This is a genomic window from Acinetobacter sp. RUH 2624, assembly GCF_000162375.2.
GTDB classification, from domain to species: domain Bacteria; phylum Pseudomonadota; class Gammaproteobacteria; order Pseudomonadales; family Moraxellaceae; genus Acinetobacter; species Acinetobacter nosocomialis.
Genome location: NZ_KI391939.1, coordinates 476781 through 499378, shown reverse-complemented (window position 1 = coordinate 499378; position 22598 = coordinate 476781). Strand labels below are relative to the sequence as shown.

Sequence of the window (22598 nt, the reverse complement as noted above, 5' to 3'; positions counted from 1 at the left end):
TTTTTGACCAAAAAGTTGAGATAACACGCTGCCGTATATCGGAAACTTTTGTGAGCCATTAAATTCTTTGTTAGATTCTTCATGTTCTTGATACCCTTTATCGACGAACATTAAGCCTGATCCACGGAATCGGGCTTTTTTTATTCATTTTTTATTTTTTGATAGCCGATCTCTACCACTGATTTACTATCGCCATTTTATATTCTGTCGTCCATTGAGGCAGAATACTGATCACTACTTACCAAGCCATTGATACAAAATAAAAATATGTTTTAGTAAAAATATTGCATTAGTTCTATCAATGAGCTCTTATAATTGATATTATAACTATAGTTATTATTAGTCAATAACTATAGTTGTTTTACTAGATATAACTTTAGTTATATATTTGTGATAAGTTAGCTGGTGCGATCATTATGGCTCTTAAAGACCGTTTAAAAGATTCAAGGATTAAAGCTAAGAAAACTCAGGCAGAAGTTGCTGAAGCAGTAAAAATGTCTCAGCCTGCCTATCAAGCTTTAGAATCGGGAAAGAATTTAAAATCTGCTTTTCTTCCACTCATTGCACAGTTTTTAGGTGTAGACGCTTATTGGCTTACTACTGGTAACACAGAAGACTCTTTTAGAGAAAGTGATGTATTTAGTCCCACCGTTGTCAGCAGTGATGTAGTAGATCAATATGTCTGGATTGAAGTAGTTGAAGCAAGTTTTTCTTGTGGTACAGGTGAATCAATCGAATTTCATTTTGATGCAATTAATGGAAAAATTCCTTTCCCTGCTTCTTTCTTTAAAGAAAAGCGCGTTCCTCAGGAATGTATGCGCATTATTAAAGCTAAGGGCGATAGCATGACTGACTACATCAAAGATGGAGATTTGGTCGGCATTGATATTTCTCAGACAGAAGTAATTGATGGAGAAATCTATGCTGTTTATTTCGCTGGCGAGGGAATGATTAAACAAATTTTTAAAGAAGCTGATGGCTCTTTAATTTTGCATAGTTTAAATGAAAAATTTAGAGACCGCCGTGTAACTGAAGAGAACGGGAAAAACTTTAAAGTAATGGGCCGTCAGTTCTGGCGAGCAGGTTAAATGAGTTATTAAATATAGCTAAAATAATAATTCTATCATTTTCAAATTTCTTACTTTTTTATAATTTTAATTATTTATATGACTTATAGATATAAAAAAACCTATCTCCTTTAAAAGAGATAGGTTTTCTTGCTTTAGTACCATGATGTTATCAACAATATGTATTTAAACGATAAAGTTGATTAAAACCAGCATAAAAGCTTTTTCCATCTTGGTTTAGCTCAATTTCTTCACCAGTTTGAAGCTGAATTTTCTTTCCAACTTCTACCCAACGATATCCATCAAGCGAATTTTGCTTACGCACATGAGGAATAATCCTCACATTGATTTCATTGCCATTTACGGCTGTGGCAATGTGCCACTCATTTACTATATTCACAATCGTATTCACTCATTACTGAGCTCATGTGATTTAACGGTATTTAATTAGAACGCTAGATTTAAGGTATGGACAGTTCGTCTAGAATTTAATATTTAGCTTGATATAGGGTTATTTATAAGCTAATTGCTTTTCATGAGTTCGTATCATGAAAAGTAGTACATCACAGAGCATAATATTTTTTGGATGCGGGAGTCGGATTTGAACCAACGACCTTCGGGTTATGAGCCCGACGAGCTACCAGACTGCTCCACCCCGCAATTGGAAGTATGCTTTATACGCCTATATATTTTATAAAGCAAACTTTATTTTTTAATCGGTTGTAATTATTAACAATTATCTTTTTATTAATTTTTATTTTTACCATTCAGTCCAAATCGACATCGTAATTTCTAATTTTTGTTTCTTTAAATTGTTGTATTTATTTTAAATAGAACGCGATATTCATAGACATCAATTGCCTTGCTTGGATAGCTTTTATACTATCTAGTTTCATCCCATTATTAATAGTTTATATGTCTGATCCTCAGTTCTCTCTAAGCGAATATCTCGGCACTGTGCAGGAAGTCATACGCCTGACCTTTGACGAACCGGTATGGGTTAGAGCAGAGATTCGGAATTTAAATATTAAAGGTGGACATTACTATTTAGAACTTGCAGAGAAAGATGTTGACACCGATAAAGTGATTGCCAGTTGTAAGGCAACCATCTGGAAATTTTCAGCGAGTAAAATTGTTTTAAAGTTTGAACGTGAAACAGGAATTGAGTTAGCAAGTGATTTAAACGTTTTAATTAAAATTAGAGCGCGTTTTGATCCACAATACGGATTTTCAGTCAATATCGAAGAAATTGACTCAAGTTTTACACTTGGGGAAATTGCAAAACGTTATCAACAAATTGTAGAGCGTTTAACCCAAGAAGGTTTGATTCATAAAAATAAACTTCTCCCTACCCCTTTTGATATTGCAAATGTTTTAGTGATTGCTCCTCAAAATGCTGCAGGTTTGGGTGACTTTAAAAAAGATGCAGATGCTTTAGAAAGAAATAAGGTTTGTCATTTTGTTTATCAAAGTGCGACCTTTCAGGGGAATACTGCTGCTGTTAGCCTTATGGAGTCCTTGGCAACAGGTTTAAAGCAATGGGCAAATCGTTATAACTTTCCACCAGATCTGATTGTAATTATTCGTGGTGGTGGTGCTGTAAATGACTTAGCTTACTTAAATGATTATGAGCTTGCCGCACTTCTCTGTAAACGCAGCGTTCCGATTTGGGTCGGTATCGGGCATGAAAAAGACCGTACCATCCTTGATGAGATCGCACATCGTTCGTTTGATACTCCAAGTAAAGTGATTGCTGGTATTCGTAATCATATTGTTGAACATGTACAAGAAGCGGTAGATAGTCTACAAACGATTAAACTGCTTTCTCAGCATCAAATCACGACTTATCAAAGCAAAAATGATCAATTGCTTCATCACATTAATTCTTCTGCACAAAATCAACTTAACTCGGCGCATCGTCTACTTGACCAGATGAAAGAACGTATTCAGTTCAGCTCACAGCAACAAGTTAAATTTTCCTTAGCTCAAATCGAGTCATTAATGAAAGAAATCCTTTTGCAAAACCCTAAACAGGTTCAAGCTAAAGGCTATGCAATTGTCAGATCCGAAGGAAAAGCGATTCGCTCTATACACCAAATTTCAAGCCCCTCCATTGCCATTGAAATGCAAGATGGCGTAGTTGAAGCCAACATTACACAGGTAATCCCAAATGAAGAATGAAGAGTTAACCTTTAAGGATGGCCATGACATTTTGAAGAAAAATGCTGAATTGTTAGAATCACAGGAAAGTCCTGATATAGATAATTTAATGAAAATTGTTGAAGAGTCTATTAGCGCTTATAAAGCTTGCAAATCTCGAATTGAAGCTGTCCAACAAGCTTTAGATGAGACTTTTAAAGAATAAAATTTCCATAAAAAAAGCCCATTTCTACTTCTCATTGAAGAAATGGGCTTAGTGAACACCACTTAGTCCTGAAATGCAAAAATGAGGATTAGGTCACATTTTTGCAAAAACATAGTCCCATAACGACCTGCGATGTTCAATATTTTAATTGTGTCTATACGTTAGTTTGGCTTAATTTCCACCATCTAAGACCGTAAGAAACACAAACTCTGCTGATGCTTATTTTTAAATTTAATTTAAGAGTTATTCCTCACTGCATGGACCAATTAATTGATAAATTTTGCCGTCTTTAGGATTCTCATATAACAAATCCATGTTTGGTAAAATGATATCGTCATTAATTTCAATATGTTCAACACTTTTATGAAGTTCAAGTGCATGGTCATTCATTGGTCTAACTTTTGCCAAAGCGATTGATTCTTTATCAAACTGGTCCTTGATAATTACTTTTAATCTTTTCATAAAAATCTCCTGAAAAATAAATTTTTAATATAAATAATGGGTTAAGTTTAAAATGAGCTAATCGCAGAATAGCCGATTGGCATAGCAAAAAAAGTTAAAATAAATGCAGCTGTACGTTGTAAATTGCGTTGATTTAACCAAGTTACTTTATTTGAAATGAGGACAGTTCCAAACATAATCCATAAAAAAGCAATTGGGGTAATTAAAGATAAAAAGACAACAATGTGAATAAAATACAAATGCGGAACTTCCCACGCTGCATGTGGAAAAATCGCCGAAGCAAAGAGCAAAGCTTTCGGGTTTAAAAGTGTTGCAAGAAATAAAGCTTTTGGCGTAATCAGTGGGCGATCTAACTTAATATCTTCGGTTGAAGTGATCCAAAGTTTAAAAGCGAGATAAAGAATGAAACTCGCACTCATCAATTTTAATATAGCAGGAAGCCATGGAATAAAATGAGATACCGACTCAAGTAAAACACCCCATGAGGTAATCGCGATCAGATAACCTATTACCTCTGCCGGAATTAGCTTAAGAGAGTGCTTTAGCCCTGCTTGCAAGCCAGCCGAGGCTAATAATGTATTTGTTGGTCCTGGAGTCAACAAAATAGTGACCACAAGTCCAATAAATAAAAATGACACCATAGGCCAAAAACTCGATTGATTACGCTAGGCGAAATATGTCAAAAATGAGCATCTATTGTCGACAAAATCGTTGTAACAAGAAATATTACAAATACTTTTTATTTTTTAAAATTAATAATTTAATAAAAAGTGAATTTATATTCATTAAAATTTGTTCCAATTTTAAATTTGCAAAATGCGTCACACATTTATAAAAAAACACTGCATTAACTTAAAAAGATATTAAACTCCAAAATCATATATTTTTTTTAAAATAAGTGATTATTTATATATTTTTTAGGCCATTTTTCCCACTTCTTAAATAGCAAAAAAACAAATATCACACGCCTTGAAATTACCAAATTGATCAATATATATACACATGAAAATCGTGATTTTACTGAATAGATGTATCGTTCCCCATCAATTCATTAATCGCCGCTTTCATCGAATTAAATAGTTGATGGAGGATGCATGATGAATGCTTATGTTCGCCCTCATCCCGATGGTTTTAAAGCTTATTTAGGAAAGGATGCAAAAACCGGTCTCTACATGGTAAGAGTTGGTTGGACAGTATATGAAACTAATGCCAATGGTTCTGTTTTGTATATTGTTAAACAGGAAAGTAAAATTCCATTGGATGTAGAAAAGTTTAAAACTGATCGTCCCAAAATTTATGATGCACTTTTAAGTGAAGTGCAATTTCAACGCAAAAAACAACTGTCTATTGATCTTCAAAAGTCCAATATTCCCTCTTATGATCGTAAAGCCTATAAAAAACGGCGCGGCTTTACAGGCTCTTAAACAAAACTATCAATAGTCAATAGATACAGAAAAAGCACCCGTGGGTGCTTTTTCTTTTAACGACCAGTTGCGATTAATACAAACAGGCTCAGTATTAATGTGCTTAATGATCGTTTGCAGTGTACGTGGACTTCATGCTCAGCTCCGTGAGCGTACTGTTCAATGTTTTCCATTACGTGTGCCCTTAAAGTTCACACTGATAATTTGCCTAATTTTCATCCATAAAAAAATTAGCCAAAAGTATTATATGAAAATAAATTTTGTAGTTTGTCTTGAGCAATCTATTTTTTACCTTTTAAAAAATTTAATTAGAAAAACACTTGTAACATTCTTATACGAGGTTAATTCCTTATTGAGCATTTGTAGACCTTTCATTTCAAAGTGCCCAATAGGAAAAATGATTTTATAAAATGAAAAAAGATAACAATATTCGGTTTTTTAATAATAGCCTTTCAAAAGGAGAATATTAAAATGAATAGCTCGCAAGAACCAAATCAATCTCTGTTTAATCAAGCATCTACTTCAGTTCAAGCCTGCATTGAATGCATGTTTGCTTGTAAACATTGTGCCTCAGCATGTTTGCAAGAAGAACATGTGCATATGATGCGTGAATGTATTAAACATTGTTTAACCTGTGTCGAAACCTGTCAGCTTTGCACATCTTTAGAATTAAGACATTCAGAGCTTGCTGAACAAGCCATGCAATTATGTGCCAGCGCGTGCCAACTTTGTGCAGCTGAATGTAGCAAACACGAACATGAGCATTGCCAGATTTGTGCCAAAGCTTGTTTAGCATGTGCTAAAGCTTGTCTGGCATATCGTGCTTAACTTCTAGTTTTATTGTAGAAACCTACGGCCTATTAGGCTCGTGGGTTTTTAATATTTAAAGAACAAACAATTAGAAAATTAAAGTTTTTAGATGAGATGAAAAACTACTTTTCTTTAGGCATAAAAAAACCCGCATCTTGGGGAAAATGCAGGCTCTTAGATCTCCCACAACGACCATGAGTTCATTATTAAGCTTGAACTTTAAACCGTTGACTAAATGTACCCTTAATAAAAACAAATTGCAATACAGAATAGTCTGTATATTTAAAATATTTTGTTATTTTTACATTACTTTTTCATAAATAGTTTAAAAAACTATAATCTTTCCAAATAAGAAATAGTTTTTACAAGCATTAAAAAAGCCCGTTTCACGGGCTTTTCTGCAACGGTGAGCAATCTAAGATTTGTGTCTATCCATCTCTTACATGCTCTTTGCTAGCTATATGTAAGGTCTTATCGTATCTTTTGCCCTGTCCCAAGTTTCCCTGTGGATCGAGGAGATATTACGATTACCTTAGGTACAGTTATAGCACATTATTTATTCATGACTAGTCTTATTCACGTTTTTTTACAAATAAACAAAATACTTTCAAACCTTCATATTTCAAGGGTTTTCTACCGCATTTGGGTATTGGCGGGCATTATCGCATATGGGATACCACTTCACTTTTGAAGCAACAAAAGCATGAGAGATAACTCGCGTCGATATATCTTCATTAATGAGCCCTACTCTTAAACGCACCACTTCTGGTTTATCTAAACGTTCACTCCAGACAGGCGAGCCACAAGTTTTACAAAATACTCTTTTTTTATTATGCGATGCAAAATAAGCCTGTAAAAGGTTTTCACCCTGTACCACATTTAAGTCACTTTTTTGTACTTGAGTGATGGCCGCAAAAGCAGCGCCTTGGGCTTTTTGGCATTGTTTACAATGACAAACCATAATGGGTTCTAATTCGGCATTAATACGGAGTTGAATGCCATTACAAAGACAAGAAGCTGTATAAGCCATGATTTTTCCTTTTTTATTTTTATAAGGTTTAACTTACACCTACACCTTTTTCAATGTGGTCTAAAATCGCACACGAAGCCTGCTGGTCACCACAGCAATCATCGGCAGAAGCCTGCAAAATATTAACCATTTCTTGTAAATGAGAAATTTTTTGCTTTAATTCAGCAATGTGTTTTACTGTTAAGGCTTTCACCTCTGCACTATGCCGATCGGTATTTTTCCAAAGTGAAATAAGCTCTTTCATCTGTTCAGATGAAAAACCTAACTCTCGAGCATGCTTTAAAAAGTTTAAAGTTTTAAGGTCTGTTTCTGAATAAATGCGATAGCCAGAAGCTGAACGCTGAGCTGCTTCAAGTAAACCGATTTCTTCATAGTAGCGAATCATTTTCGCCGAAATGCCCGAATGTTTGGATGCCTGACCGATATTCATCTCACACCTCAAATATTAAATTTGGTTTAAGACCTGCTGTCATGATCTTAAACTAAAAGTTGATTTTCAGCACGCTTACTCTACTGGCGCATGAAAACGTTTTAAGCGTAACGCATTGCCTAAAACAAAGACTGAAGAAAGTGCCATCGCGCCTGCTGCAAACATAGGTGAAAGTAACACACCAAATGCTGGATATAGGGCACCTGCTGCAATTGGAATCAGCGCTACGTTATATACAAATGCCCAGAACAGGTTTTGACGAATGTTTCGCATGGTTGCTTTACTTAACGCAATTGCGTTCGGTACACCTTTTAAACTACCAGACATCAGCACAACATCGGCAGCTTCAATAGCAACATCAGTTCCAGTACCAATGGCTAAACCGATATCTGCTTGCGCTAAGGCTGGCGCATCGTTAATACCATCACCAACAAAAGCTAAGCGACCATATTGTTTTTGCAATTGGCGAACTGTGTCTACTTTACCTTCTGGTAAAACCTCGGCTACAACTTCATCAATATTCAGCTTTTTAGCAATCGCTTGCGCCGTATGACGATTGTCTCCTGTAATCATGGCAACCTTGAGCCCTAATTGATGTAAGGCTTCAATCGCAGCATAGGTTGTTTCTTTAATTGGGTCTGCAACGGCGATAATTGCAGCAAGTTGTTGATCGATAGCAACATACAGCGGTGTTTTGCCCTCTTCACCTAACTGAGCTGCAATCGTTTGGAATGAGCTGGTATCTAAACCAAGTTGGTGCATATAACGATCTGCGCCAATTTGTACTTTTTGGCCTGAAACTTCTGCTTCAATACCTGAACCCGTAATCGAGTTAAATGCTGTTACTGGTAATAAGTTTAGGCCTTCACTTTCTGCTGCTTGAACAATAGCTAAAGCGATTGGATGTTCAGACTTAGCTTCGACTGAGGCAACTAAAGTCAGCACTTGTTTACGTTCAAAGCCAGATAGCACATTAAAGTCAGTGAGTGTCGGTTTACCTTCGGTGAGTGTTCCAGTTTTATCAACTGCAACAACCTGCGCTTCTTGTAAAAGCTGCAAAGCTTCACCTTTACGAAACAAGACACCTAGCTCAGCACCACGCCCAGTACCGACCATAATTGAGGTTGGTGTTGCAAGCCCCATCGCACAAGGACAAGCAATAATCAGTACCGCAACAGCATTCACCAAACCAAAAGTGAGCGCAGGCTCTGGCCCCCAAATAAACCAAACCAAGAAAGTAATTGCAGCAATTAACATCACTACCGGTACAAACCACATAGTGACTTTATCGACCAACCCCTGAATCGGAAGTTTAGAACCTTGGGCTTGCTCAACCATGCGAATAATTTGTGAAAGTACAGACGAAGAACCAACGGCGGTTGCCCGAATGTTTAGAGTACCGTTTTGATTGACTGTACCCCCAACTACTTGTTGCCCTACTATTTTTTCAACAGGGACAGGTTCCCCCGTAATCATAGATTCATCAATGTAGCTGTGCCCTTCAACCACTTCACCATCGACAGGTACACGTTCACCTGGGCGAATTTCTACAATAGTTCCATTGACCACTTCGGCAACTGCAACTTCCACCACTTGACCACCACGCTGGATACGAGCCGTTTTAGGCTGCATTCCCACTAGGTGTTGAATGGCTTGTGAAGTACGTCCTTTAGCTTTGGCTTCGAAATAACGTCCGAGTAAAATTAAACTGACAATAACAGCAGCCGCTTCAAAGTAAACATTGACGGTACCTTGTGGTAAAACCTGCGGCATAAAGGTAGCTACGACTGAGAAACTGTAGGCAGCCAAGGTTCCAACAGCGACCAACGAGTTCATATCTGGTGCTAAACGCCATAAAGCTGGAATCCCTTTTTGGTAAAAACGGCGACCAGGAAAAATGAGAACTAATGTGGTCAAAACAAACTGTAAAAGCCAGCTATTGTATTGACCAATCGTGTTCATGACCCACATGTGAAAAGCTGGAATGAGATGTGAACCCATTTCCAAAATAAACACAGGTAAGGCCAATACAATCGAAATGATCAAATCTTTTTTAAGCTGATCTAACTCTGAAGCTTTTTTATCGAGTTGTACATCTTGATTTTTTTCAGATGCTTTCGCGTCGTAACCTGCTTTTTTAACAGCACGAATTAGGTCTTCAACATTGACTGAATTATCTGCCTGCACCCAAGCTTGCTCTGTTGCTAAGTTGACGGTTGCCTCTTGAACGCCGTCTACTTTTTTTAGGGCTTTTTCTACACGTGCAACACAAGATGCACAGGTCATGCCCTCAATAGACAACTCCACTGGCGCAGCTTTTGGAACATCATACCCCGCACGTTCAACTGCTTTAACCAGTGCTTCACGCTGAATCGGTTGACTTGAATAAACAACAGCTTTTTCTGTTGCCAAATTAACATTGGCAATCTCAATATTTTCAACTTTCTTAAGTGCTTTTTCGACACGACCTACACACGAGGCACAGGTCATGCCTTCGATTGGAAGTGTTTCACTATATGCTGGCAATTTTGTGGTTTTTGAGTCCATCAAACACCTCTGCAAATCTGCAAAATTTAATATTCTGTATTGAGCATACAGATTCCCATCATGGGAAGGTCAAGCATATTTTTTTAAAAATTTGGTCTTGACCTTACAATCATGACAAGGTTTAGACTCAGTGTTATCCAAACAAATATCTCATTCTTGATGGAGTATGAAGATGAAACTACTTATTGAAAATATGACGTGTGGTGGCTGCGCGCGTGGTGTGACTGCAACGATTCAAGATGTCGATCCAAATGCAAAAGTAGATGTAGACTTAGCGACTAAAATCGTAACTGTTGAAAGTAGTGAAAGTGTCGATAAAATTACCGAAGCACTTGAAGAAGATGGTTTCCCAGCGAAAGTGCAATAGTGAATAAGGCCTAACTTTTAAAGTTAGGCCTTTATTTTTTAGCTTGTTGATATTGACTCAAAGCTGAAATTTTTTAATTCGATAATCCAGTGCTGCCCGAGTTAGTCCCAATAAGCGTGCCGCTTCAGACACCTTATGATTTGCCTTTTTTAAAGCTGTTAAAATTAACTGCTTCTCGTGTTCTTCTAAATTAAACTCTGCCTGCAACAGTTGTTCAAAGTCAGTTTTAACAGCTACAGCCTGCTCTGGGTCATGCTTAATCTGTGGGAAAATGGCATTTAACTTAATCAACTGCTGATCGTCCGTTAATAAAACCGCCCTTTCTAATAAGTTTTCCAACTCACGAATATTGCCCGGCCATTCATATTGCTGCATAAAAACTTTGGTCTTATCACTTACACCCTGAATGGTTTTACCGTACATTTTTTCAAAGCGATGAAGAAAGTGTTCAACCAGTAAAGGAATGTCTTCACGGCGCTCCCGCAAAGGCGGAATCTGAACTGGAAAAATATTTAAGCGATAGTACAAATCTGCCCGAAATCGTCCTGTTTTCACAGCTTGTTCAAGGTCTTCATTGGTGGCTGTAATTACACGGACATCTAAAATACGTGTCTGTGAATCTCCTACTCGCTCAAATTCACCTTCCTGCAAAATGCGTAATAGTGCTGCTTGTGCACGAGGAGAAAGCTCAATCACTTCATCTAAAAAAATCGTACCGCCATTGGCTCGCTCAAACTTACCCAAGCGAGACTGATGTGCTCCTGTATAAGCACCCTTTTCTACCCCAAATAGCTCAGACTCAATTAACTCTGGTGGAATCGCTGCACAGTTTACCGCAATAAAAGGTTGGTCTTTTCTTTGGCTATTTGCATGAACTCCTCGTGCAAAAGCTTCTTTACCAACGCCGGTTTCACCTTGTAATAAAATGGTAACTTTCGAACCTGCTGCTTTGGTTAATAATGCACAGACCTGTTTATAAGATGCTGACTTACCCACAGAACTAAATAATTGGTAATCGGCTTCACTGTCGCTATAAATTGATTTTTTTAGTTCAAAAAGTTCAGCCTGCAACGCAATCAGTTCTTTCTCCATGGGTTCCGGTGACATGAATTGAATCAGCTCATCTGCATTTTCCCACTCTTCTAAAGGCTTACCAATAATACGGCAATGCTCATCGCCGCAAGCTTTACACTCTATTTCTTGATAAATAATGGTCATGCCTGTCGCAAAACTGCTGTATCCGCATGCATAACCCAGAAGCATCCAACACGCAGGTTCATCACTTGGGCCAAAATGCTCTAAATGCACATCGGCTTCAAAAGAGTTAAGCCAATTTAAATCGGCATAAAACTGTTTTTTATCGTGGCTTAAATTGAGCTGGTTGGCCTGTACTTGCACCATTCCACGAATCGCATGCATTTGTGGGCCTGCCATAAAAGCATCGTGTTCATTTAAATCGGGACGCATTTTTGTTGTAACTTCTGCATCCTTTAACCCAGCTTGATACCCTAAACGAATAAAAAAACGCTTGGTTCGCTCAAGCCCAATCATGTGCGCTAAGTCTTTACGCAAATATCCCATAATGCTGGTGTGTAAAAGCAGCATTCGATATTCATCAAACCAGATTTGGCCGTGGGCAGTATCAAAGTGCAGTTTAGAGAGCAAATCGTGAATTTCTTGCGGATGATCTGCGTATCGTCCCGTTTTATCGTATTTTACTCGAGCCATGAGTGATCTGTTTTAATCCATTAAACACATTTTGGTTTTATCTCATCTTATCGAAGAACCAGATAAATGTCCTAGTACCTTAAAGACATAACTTCATACTAAAAAAGTATTTCTAAATCTCTCCTTTTAAAGCCCCAAACAATCTAAAAAGAAATTTTTACGACCCACTTCATCAAATCATGAATATCTCTATTTCACCATTCAAAAAAATTCATGAAATGGTGAATTTTAAAAATGCTGTACTTTTAATAAAAATACTAAACAATTGTTTTTAATTATAAAAATAAAGTTGGCATAGCTTTTGTAAAGCTTATAGCGAGAGCAAGGAGCATTCATCAATTTCAAGACCATGTCTTGATGGAGTACAGCATGACGCAACCTCAAGTCGAAGCATTAACCAAATATATTCGGGTCACTGGCGACTTAAACGCAGAGTTTATCGAATTCGATTTTGCCATTCATGACCCAAGTCTATTTGTGGAACTGGTTTTGCCTAAACATGCATTTAATGATTTTTGTAAGACCAATCAAGTGGTTGAAATGACCCAAGAGCAACAAGCTTTTAATGACGCTCAGGAAGAAAAATGGCGCTATGGCACTGAAGCAACCTTAGTCGGCACGCAACGTAATAGCAACGATCACGATGATCAGATGTAAAAAATATAAGGAGATAAAGCCATGACTTTAGAAATCAAAACGTCAAATGTCGAACCTATCCGCCAGAACTACGCCTATATCGAAAGACGATTTGGTAGTAAGCCAGCAACTCGATATCAAGAAGTAAGCTTCGATGTACAAGCTGAAACTAACTTCCACTATCGTCCTTTGTGGAAACCTGAAAAGACTTTAAATGATAAAACCCATACTGCTCTGCAAATGCAAGATTGGTATGCATTTAAAGATCCACGTCAATTCTATTATGGAACTTATGTTCAACACCGTGCACGTTTACAAGACACCGCCGAAAGTAATTTTGCTTTTTTTGAAAAACGTCAGCTTGCAGAACATTTGTCTGATGAAGTCAAAGCTAAAGTCATCGAGTACCTATTGCCATTTCGCCACGTTGAACAAACTGCAAACTTACACATGATGTCTGGCAGTGCCTATGGATATGGCACCGTGCTAACCCAAGCTTGTATTTATGCCGCGATGGATCATTTAGGAATTGCACAGTACATCTCGCGTATTGGCTTAGCTTTAGATGGCAACAGCGGCGACTCACTACAGCAGGCAAAACAGGCTTGGATGCAACATCCTGCATGGCAAGGCTTACGCCGTCTGTGTGAAGAAAGCCTCACCGAGCAAGACTACTTCAAACTCTTTTTATTACAGAACCTTGTGATTGACGGCTTTGTGACAGAGCTTGTCTATCAACAGTTTGATCAGTGGTTAGTCACTCAAAATACTCGCGACTTAGCCATGCTGACTGAGTTTATGAAAGACACTTTAGGTGATTTACGTAAGTGGTCAGACACCGTCATTAAAACTGCGGCAGCAGAATCCGATCACAACAAACAGCTATTAAATGAATGGTTCACTCAGTCTTTAACTCAAGTAAAAGCAGCTTTTACACCGTGGGCAACAGCAGCCTTATCAGCAGATGCAGTCAATCAAGCAGAACATGCCGTTATTGAACGCGCAAAAAAACTCGGCCTACAACCACTTACAAATGCTTAAGGAGAAGCAACATGTCTAAAGTCTATCTCGCATTACAAGATAACGATACTTCACGCTACATCATCGAAGCGATTGAAGAAGATAACCCTGAAGCTTCAATTCAGTATTTACCCGCCATGATCCGAATTGAAAGTGAAACTGATTTGGTCATTAAAGCCGAAACTGTATCTGAAAAACTAGGCCAAGATTGGGACATCCAATCGTTACAACTCAACATGATTACGCTGGGCGGCAACGTCGAAGAAGATGACGATACTTTCCGCCTTCACTGGAATTAATCACAACATAGACGTTGTTTAACAAAGATTTAAGGATGATCAATCATGACAACTCAAACGAAAGAAACCAGCAAAAAGTTAAATGCTAAAGATCGTTACCGCGCATTAACCCGTGATCTGGACTGGGACTTTTCCTATGCTGACCGTAAAGACGCCTTCCCTTATGAGGAATTTGAAGGCATCAAAATTACGGACTGGTCTAAATGGGAAGATCCATTCCGTTTAACCATGGATGCTTACTGGAAATATCAGGCAGAAAAAGAGAAAAAACTTTATGCCATTTTTGATGCGTTTGCTCAAAACAACGGTCAGATGAATGTCAGCAATGAACGCTACTTAAATGCGATCAAACTCTTTTTAACGGCGGTGACTCCACTTGAATATCAGGCCTATCAAGGCTATGCCCATGTAGGTCGCCAGTTTAGTGGTATTGGAGCACGTATTGCTTCTCAGATGCAGTCGATTGATGAGCTGCGTCATGTACAGACCCAAATTCATGCCATGAGCCATTACAACAAGTTCTTTGATGGTTTTCAGGACTGGGCACATATGCATGACCGTGTTTGGTATTTGTCTGTGCCTAAATCATTTTTTGAAGATGCCCGTTCTGCCGGACCTTTCGAATTTTTATTAGCGATTAGTTTTGCTTTTGAATATGTACTTACCAACTTACTGTTTGTGCCGTTTATGTCGGGAGCAGCTTATAACGGCGATATGGCAACCGTGACCTTTGGTTTTAGTGCGCAGTCAGATGAAGCGCGTCATATGACGCTTGGTCTTGAAATCGTAAAATTCTTGCTCGAACAGCATGAAGACAATGTACCGATTGTGCAGGAATGGATTGATAAATGGTTCTGGCGTGGGACGCGTTTGCTTTCAATTGTGGGCATGATGATGGATTACATGCTGCCAAATAAAGTGATGTCGTGGAAAGAAGCTTGGGAAGTTTATTTTGAACAGGCAGGCGGTGCGTTATTTAAAGATTTAAGCCGTTATGGCATTCGTATGCCGAAATATAGCGATGTGATTGTGAAAGAAAAAGAGCATGTCTCACATCAAGCATGGTGGATTTTCTATAACTTTGGTCATGCTGCCGGTTTCCATACTTGGATTCCAACCGACGAAGAAATGGATTGGTTATCTGCTAAATATCCAGACACTTTCGATAAATACTACCGTCCAAAATGGGAGTTGGCTCGCAAAATGGAAGCTGAAGGTAAACGCTTCTATAGCGCAGGTTTACCACAGCTTTGTCAGGTTTGTCAGATTCCAATGACCTTTACCGAAATGGGCGATGACCCAACTCAGTTTAGTTATCGCCATAGCATCTACCAAGGCGAACGCTACCACACCTGTTCAGATGGTTGTCATGACATTTTCGAACGCGAGCCTGAGAAATATATACAAGCATGGCTACCTGTAAATCAAATTTTGCAAGGTAACTGTGGTGGCGGTGACCTCGAAACCATGCTCCGCGATTATTACCGCATGAATGTCGGTGCCGACAATCTGGATATTGAAGGTTCTCCAGACCAACAGCGCTGGAAAAAATGGAAAGGCAACGCAGCTTAAGCACAAGGAATTGTTCAGGCAGTCATCAAGCTGCCTGATAGGAAATAAGGAGATTGAACATGACTGTTCGCGCGATACACAACAACTATCAATTTGAACCGCTTGATCTGCAAAAAAATTATGGCGATCAATTCTTACTTTACGTGGGTTGGGATCATCACACCCTTTTTTGCTCGGCACATGCCATGCTTGCCTCGCCTCAACAAACTTTTGGACAGTTGATTGAGCAACAAATTACAGGTGGTTTTGCCCAACATCCAGATTTTTCCAAAATTGATTGGTCAAAAGTGCAATACACCTTAGATAGTCAAACAATTAGTCCTGAGAGTACAAAAACTTTGGTAGAGCTTGGTTTTGGGCATAAGTCATTACTTCGTTTCGTTACGCCAGAGTTAAATGGCTATAACGACAGCTACGTTTAATTCGGAGGTGTGTCATGAGTTATCAAGTCACCATTGAACCGATCGGAACAACGATTGAAGTAGAAGAAGACCAGACCATTTTAGACGCCGCTTTACGTCAAGGCGTTTGGTTACCCTTTGCTTGTGGTCACGGTACTTGCGGGACATGCAAGGTTCAAGTCACCGACGGTTTTTACGATGTTGGTGAAGCTTCACCATTTGCGCTCATGGATATTGAACGCGATGAAAATAAGGTGCTTGCCTGCTGCTGCAAACCACAGTCTGACATGGTTATTGAGGCCGATGTCGATGAAGACCCAGATTTCTTAGGTCATTTGGTTCAAGACTATCAAGCAACTGTCATTGAAATAAAAGACCTGTCGCCAACCATTAAAGGAATCCGACTACAACTAGATCGCCCAATCGAATTCCAAGCTGGCCAATATATCAATGTCCAGTTCCCAGACATTGAAGGAACTCGTGCATTTTCAATTGCCAATTCACCAAGTGAAGTTGGCATCGTTGAGCTGCATATTCGTAAAGTTGAAGGCGGTGCAGCGACGACTTATGTACATGGACAACTTGCCACGGGCGATCAGCTTGATATTTCAGGCCCTTATGGTCAATTTTTCGTACGCAAGTCAGATGATCAAAATGCTATTTTCATTGCAGGTGGTTCAGGTCTGTCAAGTCCACAATCAATGATTTTAGATTTGCTTGAGTCTGGAGATAGTCGCACAATTTACCTCTTCCAAGGAGCACGAGACTTGGCAGAACTATACAACCGAGAATTGTTTGAACAGCTCGTAAAAGACTATCCGAACTTCCGCTATATCCCTGCCCTGAATGCACCAAAAGCAGAAGACCAATGGACTGGATTTACCGGATTTGTGCACGAGGCCGTTGCAGATTATTTTGAAAATCGATGTGGTGGACACAAAGCCTATTTGTGCGGCCCACCAATCATGATCGACTCTGCAATTTCAACACTCATGCAAAGTCGCTTATTCGAACGGGACATTCACACTGAGCGCTTCTTAAGTGCAGCCGATGGTGCTGCTGGACAATCGCGTTCTGCTTTATTCAAACATATTTAAAAATAAATCATTCAACAATCCACTTTTTCAAATGAGCTTTGTATTTGTAATTTAGAAAGAAAATACAAAGCTCACAGGAGTTTGCATCCCAAATTTTTAGGTTAAACAGACTTAGATTTTTAAAAATCGTTAAGGAATAACGTTTTTTAGTGACAAGCCAAACAACACAGAATAGGACATTCTATGAATAACAAAATTGCTGCAATCATATGTGGTGTAATCAGTGCCCTTTACCTTCCCTCTGCATTTGCGACAGAAAATGGCTCAGACTCTTTTGCATTAGGTGCCGAAGGTATGATGGCGGGTGCCTTACCACCTGTTGGTGTCTACTTACTCAGTTATTATCAAAATTACCACGCATCAGAGTTTCAAAATGGTCCCGATCAGTTCCATGTTGATGTCAATGCTGTGGTTCCTCGTTTGGTCTGGATGACCGATCAAAAAATTCTGGATGGACAACTCGGGCTTTATGCAGCCCAGCCATTGGTTGATCTAAGACTCAAAATAAATGGAATGGCTGACTCAAACCAAGGACTCGGAGACTTGATTTTGGGTGGTATGCTCGGCTGGCATCAAGGAAATCATCACTGGATTGCAGCTTTAGAAACCGTACTGGGGACAGGTGAATATGAAACTCCAAGTGAGACACATCCAGTTGAAGCTAATCTCGGGAAAAACTATCACACCATTCGACCTATTCTTGCCTATAGTTATGCCAATGCGGCAGGTTTAGATCTTTCAACTAAATTGTCTTATAGCTGGAATACACGTAACGATGCAACCGACTACCAGTCTGGACAATACATTGCAGGTGACTATAGCTTAGGTTACCGCATTAACCCCAAACTCAAACTTGCAGTTGAAGGCTATGCTTTTAAACAAATCACAGATGACAAAGTAAACGGAAATGACATTGGTTTTAAAGGACAGGCTTTTGCAATTGGACCAGGCATTCAATATGCCGATAAGAACTGGTCTATCGAAGCCAAATTTTTAAAAGAAACCGAAGTCGAATATCGTCCCGAAGGCCATACCAGCTGGCTAAAACTGATTTGGGCTTTCTAGAACCATTTAACGCATAGCTTCAACCTTGAGGCTATGCACCTCCCTTATTTAAGAGTCGATACCATTTGAATCATCTATCGGGTTCTGGTCGAGTGTAAAAACAGTCCGTTGATAAGGTATCCCTTCTAAGTCATAAACCTGATAAATACAATCGAACAATGATTGTAAGTCTTCACTTCTGTCCATTGCCCGTGCAGTAATAAAAATTGGACTGACCGCGCCGTTATCTAAAATCGGAATATAGTTTAAGTGTGGAAATCGAATGGTATCGGCACTTGCTGGAATAATACAGATCCCTTCTCCCGCTGCGACTAAGCCCAGAGCCAATAGAATTTCTCGTATCTCATGCATATTTTTTGGAACCAAACTATGCTCGGCAAAGATGTTCAAAAGCTGGGTTGAAAAGTTAGGTTTTGGCGAGGTGGGATACATAAACATCTTTTCATCAATGAGGTCGGCCAGATATACCCCTTCCGTACGCTGAGCAATTGGATGGCTGGTATGCGCGGCAACGACCAAACGCTCTTTACGTAAAAGGATACGCCTCACGGCGGGATCACTAATTCTTAAACGTCCAAATCCAACATCAATACGGCCTTCTTTTAATGCCTGTAACTGTTCAGTAGTACTTAATTCCATGAGCTGAATATTCAGATGGGGTTGCTGCTGACGAAATAAATAAATGATTCGAGGCAGCAAACCATAGAGTAAAGACCCGACAAAACCAATGGTCATGCTTCTTTCGATGAGACCAATACGCTTGGTCATACTTTTTATTTCTTCAGCATTCGACAAAAGTTTAACGGCATGCTGGTAAAAGAAATGCCCTGCTGGTGTGGTTTGTAAAGGGCGGCTTCCACGCTCAAACAGTTGAATGCCAAGCTCACTTTCCAAATTTTGGATTTGCCGACTCAAAGGCGGTTGAGCAATAAATAGTTTTTCGGCTGCCTTGGTGAAGCTCTGTTCTTCTACAACAGCCACAAAATACCGTAAATGTCTTAGTTCCATCAGGTTTCCATACCTTTAAGATATATTAAAATGCAAATTCAGTCTTAGACACAGTTTAACCATTCTTTTAAGGTATATACAAGCAATAACCCGATGAAGTTATAGATCACTTGTATAGCACCGATTGAAATCATACTGGCCAACATTCGATCTATCTATCTTTATCCATTCGCGGTTAAACACCCGACGCGTTTATGCGCTTCATTGACATATTAGGATATCAAGACCTTTTAAATCGTAGCGAAGGTCTTGATGACTTCCACCCTTTGGAAAGTCGGAGAACGGACATGCCACGTATTCCTGTAATCAATACCAGCCATCTTGACCGTATTGATGAATTACTTGTAGACAATATCGATACAGGTGAATTTAAACTTCACCGCTCAGTTTTTACTGATGAAGCCTTATTTGACCTCGAAATGAAATACATCTTCGAAGGTAACTGGGTTTACTTGGCACACGAGAGCCAAATTCCAAATAATAATGACTACTATACGACTTATATTGGTCGTCAGCCGATTATCATTGCCCGTAACCGTAACGGCGAACTTAATGCCATGATCAATGCATGTTCACACCGCGGAGCACAACTTTGCCGTTACAAGCGTGGTAACAAAGCAACGTATACTTGCCCTTTCCACGGCTGGACGTTTAATAACTCAGGTAAATTACTCAAAGTAAAAGACCCAACTGACGCAGGTTACTCTGACTGTTTTAACCAAGACGGCTCACACGATCTTAAAAAAGTAGCTCGTTTTGAGAGCTACAAAGGCTTCTTATTTGGTAGCTTAAATCCCGATGTTCCTTCACTTGAAGAATTCTTAGGTGAAACCACCAAAATCATCGACATGATTGTTGACCAATCTGAACATGGTTTGGAAGTTTTACGTGGTTCATCTACCTATACCTACGAAGGTAACTGGAAACTCACCGCTGAAAATGGTGCCGATGGTTACCATGTTTCTGCTGTTCACTGGAACTATGCAGCAACGACTCAACACCGTAAAGAAACTCAAGCTGCCGATAACATTCGCGCAATGAGTGCAGGTTCTTGGGGTAAACAAGGCGGTGGCTCTTATGGCTTTGAAAATGGCCACATGTTGCTTTGGACACAATGGGCAAACCCAGAAGACCGTCCTAACTTCCCAAAAGCAGATGAATATACCGAAAAATACGGTGAAGCGATGTCGAAATGGATGATTGAGCGTTCACGTAATCTTTGTCTGTATCCAAATGTTTATTTGATGGATCAATTCGGTTCGCAAATTCGTGTACTTCGCCCACTTTCGGTTAATCGAACCGAAGTCACCATTTACTGTATCGCGCCTAAAGGTGAAGCACCTGAAGCTCGTGCACGCCGTATCCGCCAATATGAAGATTTCTTTAATGCCTCAGGTATGGCAACACCAGACGATTTAGAAGAATTCCGTGCTTGTCAGGCAGGCTACGCCGGTATTGCACTTGAATGGAATGACATGTGCCGCGGTTCAAAACACTGGATTTATGGACCGGACGATGCAGCAAACGAAATTGGTTTAAAACCGATGTTAAGTGGTATCAAAACTGAAGATGAAGGCCTGTATCTGGCCCAGCATCAATATTGGTTAAAAACCATGAAACATGCGATTGCATCAGAGAAAGAAATTGCTGATCAGGGAGAAACAGCATGAGTACTCAAGACAAAGCAACTTTAGAAAATATTGCTCAGTTTCTTTATCGTGAAGCACGCTTTTTAGATGATGAACAATGGGATGACTGGCTTGAATGCTATGCGCCAGAAGCTTCTTTCTGGATGCCAGCTTGGGACGACGACGATAGATTAACTGAAGATCCGCAATCTGAAATTTCACTTATTTATTATCCAGACCGTCAAGGTTTAGAAGATCGAGTGTTCCGTATTAAAACCGAGCGCTCATCCGCAACCATGCCGGACACACGTACAAGCCACAATATTGCCAACGTTGAAGTTCTCGATCGCGACGGCGACAAAGTTACTGTTCGCTTTAACTGGAATACCTTGAGTTTCCGTTACAAGACAAATTACAGCTATTTCGGTATGTCACGTTATGTGATCGATTTTTCAGGTGATCAACCAAAAATCTTGAGCAAGTATGTCGTTTTGAAAAACGACTATATCAATCAAGTGATTGATATTTACCACCTTTAAGACATACCCCCTCAGTTATCCGGACTGTTGGCTGAGGGTAAAAGTTTCAAATATTTTGTAGGATACATGCCATGTCAAACCACAATGTTGCACTTCAATTTGAAGATGGTGTTACACGTTTCATTAACGTAGCTCAAGGCGAAACCCTATCTGACGCAGCCTATCGCCAAAAAATTAATATTCCTTTGGATTGTCGTGATGGTGCATGTGGAACTTGCCGCGCATTTTGCGAGTCCGGTAGTTATGACATGCCAGAAGAAAGCTATATTGAAGATGCATTAACCCCGGAAGAAGCTGAACAAGGCTATATTCTTGCTTGCCAATGTCGACCAACTTCAGACGCCGTATTCCAGATTCAAGCGTCGTCAGATGTTTGCAAAACAGAAATTCATAGCTTCCAAGGTACTTTAGCCCGCGTTGAAAACTTATCAGACTCAACCATCACATTTGATATTCAGCTTAATGAAGGCCAACCGGATATTCATTTCCTTGCAGGTCAGTATGTGAATGTTGCCATTCCAGAAACTGGCGAAACCCGTTCATATTCATTTAGCTCAAAACCGGGCAATCGCTTAACGGGCTTTGTGGTACGTAATGTACCAAATGGCAAAATGAGCGAATTCTTAAGTAAGAATGCCAAAACTGGCGACAAAATGACTTTTACCGGACCATTCGGCAGCTTCTATTTGCGTAATGTAGTGCGTCCAGTGCTTATGCTGGCAGGTGGTACTGGCATTGCCCCATTTATGTCAATGTTACAAGTACTCGAAGAGAAAGGTTCAGAACAGCCTGTTCGCTTGGTTTTTGGCGTAACCAATGACTTTGATTTGGTTGCTTTAGAAAAGCTCAACGAGTTGCAGGAAAAGTTCCCGTGGTTTGAATACCGCACTGTGGTCGCAAGCCCTGAGAGCAACCATGAACGTAAAGGCTATGTCACTGGTCATATTGAAAGTGAATGGTTAAACGGTGGCGACGTCGATGTTTATCTATGTGGCCCGGTACCGATGGTAGAGGCTGTACGTGGTTGGTTAGAAACTGAAAATATCAAACCAGCAAATTTCTTGTTTGAAAAATTCTCTGCGAATTAACAGGTGGAGAAATTA

23 protein-coding genes, 1 tRNA gene and 1 pseudogene are annotated in these 22598 nt (G+C 39.5%); 16 read left to right on the top strand and 9 right to left on the bottom strand.

The genetic code is table 11. The annotated features are described in order from the left end of the window. Positions 1-416 precede the first annotated feature (416 nt). Complete coding sequence (locus tag HMPREF0014_RS09005) at positions 417-1088, top strand: LexA family transcriptional regulator (RefSeq protein ID WP_002048763.1); 672 nt, start codon at positions 417-419, stop codon at positions 1086-1088. 151 nt (positions 1089-1239) lie between these two features. Here HMPREF0014_RS09005 and HMPREF0014_RS09000 read toward each other — a convergent pair whose 3' ends face one another. Together HMPREF0014_RS09000 and HMPREF0014_RS08995 are read right to left on the bottom strand one after the other, a co-directional pair. After that, entirely contained in the window at positions 1240-1470 is a 231-nt protein-coding gene (locus tag HMPREF0014_RS09000; RefSeq protein ID WP_025466846.1) for a hypothetical protein, read from the bottom strand. 180 nt (positions 1471-1650) lie between these two features. Continuing rightward, positions 1651-1727: transfer RNA gene (locus tag HMPREF0014_RS08995), tRNA-Met, on the bottom strand. Between the two features lie 255 nt (positions 1728-1982). Between HMPREF0014_RS08995 and xseA the strand changes: the two genes are divergently transcribed. Both xseA and xseB read left to right on the top strand, forming a co-directional pair. Then, positions 1983-3248, top strand: a complete 1266-nt coding sequence (gene xseA, locus HMPREF0014_RS08990; RefSeq protein WP_004887976.1) for an exodeoxyribonuclease VII large subunit — start codon at positions 1983-1985, stop codon at positions 3246-3248. Then, positions 3238-3432 (top strand): exodeoxyribonuclease VII small subunit, encoded by a 195-nt coding sequence (gene xseB, locus HMPREF0014_RS08985; protein ID WP_004709785.1) that lies wholly within the window; start codon positions 3238-3240, stop codon positions 3430-3432. Before xseA ends, xseB begins: the two co-directional genes overlap by 11 nt. A 243-nt stretch (positions 3433-3675) precedes the next feature. On the opposite strand, the gene HMPREF0014_RS08980 is transcribed toward xseB, so the two are convergent. Then, on the bottom strand, positions 3676-3894 hold the full coding sequence (locus tag HMPREF0014_RS08980) for a hypothetical protein (RefSeq protein WP_004887978.1): 219 nt from the start codon (positions 3892-3894) through the stop codon (positions 3676-3678). A gap of 47 nt (positions 3895-3941) precedes the next feature. Then, a complete protein-coding gene (locus HMPREF0014_RS08975) occupies positions 3942-4535 on the bottom strand; it encodes a LysE family transporter (protein ID WP_002048762.1) in 594 nt (197 codons plus the stop codon). 453 nt (positions 4536-4988) lie between these two features. Here HMPREF0014_RS08975 and HMPREF0014_RS08970 point away from each other — a divergent pair, with 453 nt between their 5' ends. Beyond that, on the top strand, positions 4989-5318 hold the full coding sequence (locus tag HMPREF0014_RS08970; RefSeq protein ID WP_006580766.1) for a hypothetical protein: 330 nt from the start codon (positions 4989-4991) through the stop codon (positions 5316-5318). A gap of 471 nt (positions 5319-5789) precedes the next feature. After that, entirely contained in the window at positions 5790-6146 is a 357-nt protein-coding gene (locus tag HMPREF0014_RS08965; RefSeq protein ID WP_004709792.1) for a four-helix bundle copper-binding protein, read from the top strand. Positions 6147-6750: 604 nt separating this feature from the next. Here HMPREF0014_RS08965 and HMPREF0014_RS08960 read toward each other — a convergent pair. The 3 genes from HMPREF0014_RS08960 to HMPREF0014_RS08950 all read right to left on the bottom strand — a co-directional run bounded on the left by HMPREF0014_RS08960 (position 6751) and on the right by HMPREF0014_RS08950 (position 10135). Continuing rightward, positions 6751-7158, bottom strand: coding sequence for a GFA family protein (locus tag HMPREF0014_RS08960; protein ID WP_004887983.1), 408 nt, complete (start codon positions 7156-7158; stop codon positions 6751-6753). Between the two features lie 28 nt (positions 7159-7186). After that, positions 7187-7588 carry a Cu(I)-responsive transcriptional regulator gene (gene cueR / locus HMPREF0014_RS08955; RefSeq protein WP_004887985.1) on the bottom strand — a complete coding sequence of 134 codons (402 nt, stop codon included), beginning with the start codon at positions 7586-7588 and terminating at the stop codon, positions 7187-7189. Between the two features lie 75 nt (positions 7589-7663). Then, entirely contained in the window at positions 7664-10135 is a 2472-nt protein-coding gene (locus tag HMPREF0014_RS08950) for a heavy metal translocating P-type ATPase (protein WP_004887987.1), read from the bottom strand. 166 nt (positions 10136-10301) lie between these two features. On the opposite strand from HMPREF0014_RS08950, the gene HMPREF0014_RS08945 reads away from it, so the two are divergent. Beyond that, positions 10302-10502 carry a heavy-metal-associated domain-containing protein gene (locus tag HMPREF0014_RS08945; RefSeq protein ID WP_006580764.1) on the top strand — a complete coding sequence of 67 codons (201 nt, stop codon included), beginning with the start codon at positions 10302-10304 and terminating at the stop codon, positions 10500-10502. A gap of 57 nt (positions 10503-10559) precedes the next feature. Here HMPREF0014_RS08945 and mobR read toward each other — a convergent pair whose 3' ends face one another. Then, a complete protein-coding gene (mobR, locus tag HMPREF0014_RS08940; protein WP_004887989.1) occupies positions 10560-12230 on the bottom strand; it encodes a phenol degradation transcriptional regulator MobR in 1671 nt (556 codons plus the stop codon). 369 nt (positions 12231-12599) lie between these two features. Between mobR and HMPREF0014_RS08935 the strand changes: the two genes are divergently transcribed. The 7 genes from HMPREF0014_RS08935 (at position 12600) to HMPREF0014_RS08905 (ending at position 18320) form a co-directional block, all read left to right on the top strand. Then, entirely contained in the window at positions 12600-12887 is a 288-nt protein-coding gene (locus tag HMPREF0014_RS08935; protein WP_000193471.1) for a phenol hydroxylase subunit, read from the top strand. 21 nt (positions 12888-12908) lie between these two features. Then, positions 12909-13907, top strand: coding sequence for an aromatic/alkene monooxygenase hydroxylase subunit beta (locus tag HMPREF0014_RS08930; RefSeq protein WP_006580763.1), 999 nt, complete (start codon positions 12909-12911; stop codon positions 13905-13907). An 11-nt stretch (positions 13908-13918) separates the two neighbouring features. Next, on the top strand, positions 13919-14185 hold the full coding sequence (locus HMPREF0014_RS08925; RefSeq protein ID WP_000049448.1) for an MmoB/DmpM family protein: 267 nt from the start codon (positions 13919-13921) through the stop codon (positions 14183-14185). Between the two features lie 45 nt (positions 14186-14230). Beyond that, a complete protein-coding gene (locus HMPREF0014_RS08920; protein WP_000211828.1) occupies positions 14231-15757 on the top strand; it encodes an aromatic/alkene/methane monooxygenase hydroxylase/oxygenase subunit alpha in 1527 nt (508 codons plus the stop codon). A 59-nt stretch (positions 15758-15816) separates the two neighbouring features. Beyond that, positions 15817-16179 (top strand): phenol hydroxylase subunit P4, encoded by a 363-nt coding sequence (locus tag HMPREF0014_RS08915; protein WP_004887996.1) that lies wholly within the window; start codon positions 15817-15819, stop codon positions 16177-16179. 14 nt (positions 16180-16193) lie between these two features. Continuing rightward, positions 16194-17255: a phenol 2-monooxygenase domain-containing protein gene (locus HMPREF0014_RS08910; protein ID WP_004887997.1), complete on the top strand. Its 1062-nt coding sequence runs from the start codon at positions 16194-16196 to the stop codon at positions 17253-17255. A 183-nt stretch (positions 17256-17438) separates the two neighbouring features. Continuing rightward, the gene (locus HMPREF0014_RS08905) at positions 17439-18320 is read left to right on the top strand and encodes a transporter (RefSeq protein ID WP_004887999.1); all 882 of its coding nucleotides are present in this window, start codon (positions 17439-17441) and stop codon (positions 18318-18320) included. 48 nt (positions 18321-18368) lie between these two features. Here the strand turns inward: HMPREF0014_RS08905 and HMPREF0014_RS08900 are convergent, their stop codons facing one another. Continuing rightward, positions 18369-19328 carry a LysR family transcriptional regulator gene (locus HMPREF0014_RS08900; RefSeq protein ID WP_006580762.1) on the bottom strand — a complete coding sequence of 320 codons (960 nt, stop codon included), beginning with the start codon at positions 19326-19328 and terminating at the stop codon, positions 18369-18371. A 287-nt stretch (positions 19329-19615) separates the two neighbouring features. Between HMPREF0014_RS08900 and benA the strand changes: the two genes are divergently transcribed. From benA to benC, 3 genes and pseudogenes are all read left to right on the top strand, one after another. Then, positions 19616-20998, top strand: a complete 1383-nt coding sequence (gene benA / locus HMPREF0014_RS08895; RefSeq protein WP_001137400.1) for a benzoate 1,2-dioxygenase large subunit — start codon at positions 19616-19618, stop codon at positions 20996-20998. Next, positions 20995-21556 (top strand): annotated as a pseudogene (gene benB, locus HMPREF0014_RS08890) (benzoate 1,2-dioxygenase small subunit). Before benA ends, benB begins: the two are co-directional and overlap by 4 nt. A gap of 10 nt (positions 21557-21566) precedes the next feature. After that, entirely contained in the window at positions 21567-22583 is a 1017-nt protein-coding gene (gene benC / locus HMPREF0014_RS08885; RefSeq protein WP_004888004.1) for a benzoate 1,2-dioxygenase electron transfer component BenC, read from the top strand. The last annotated feature ends 15 nt before the right edge of the window (positions 22584-22598 follow it).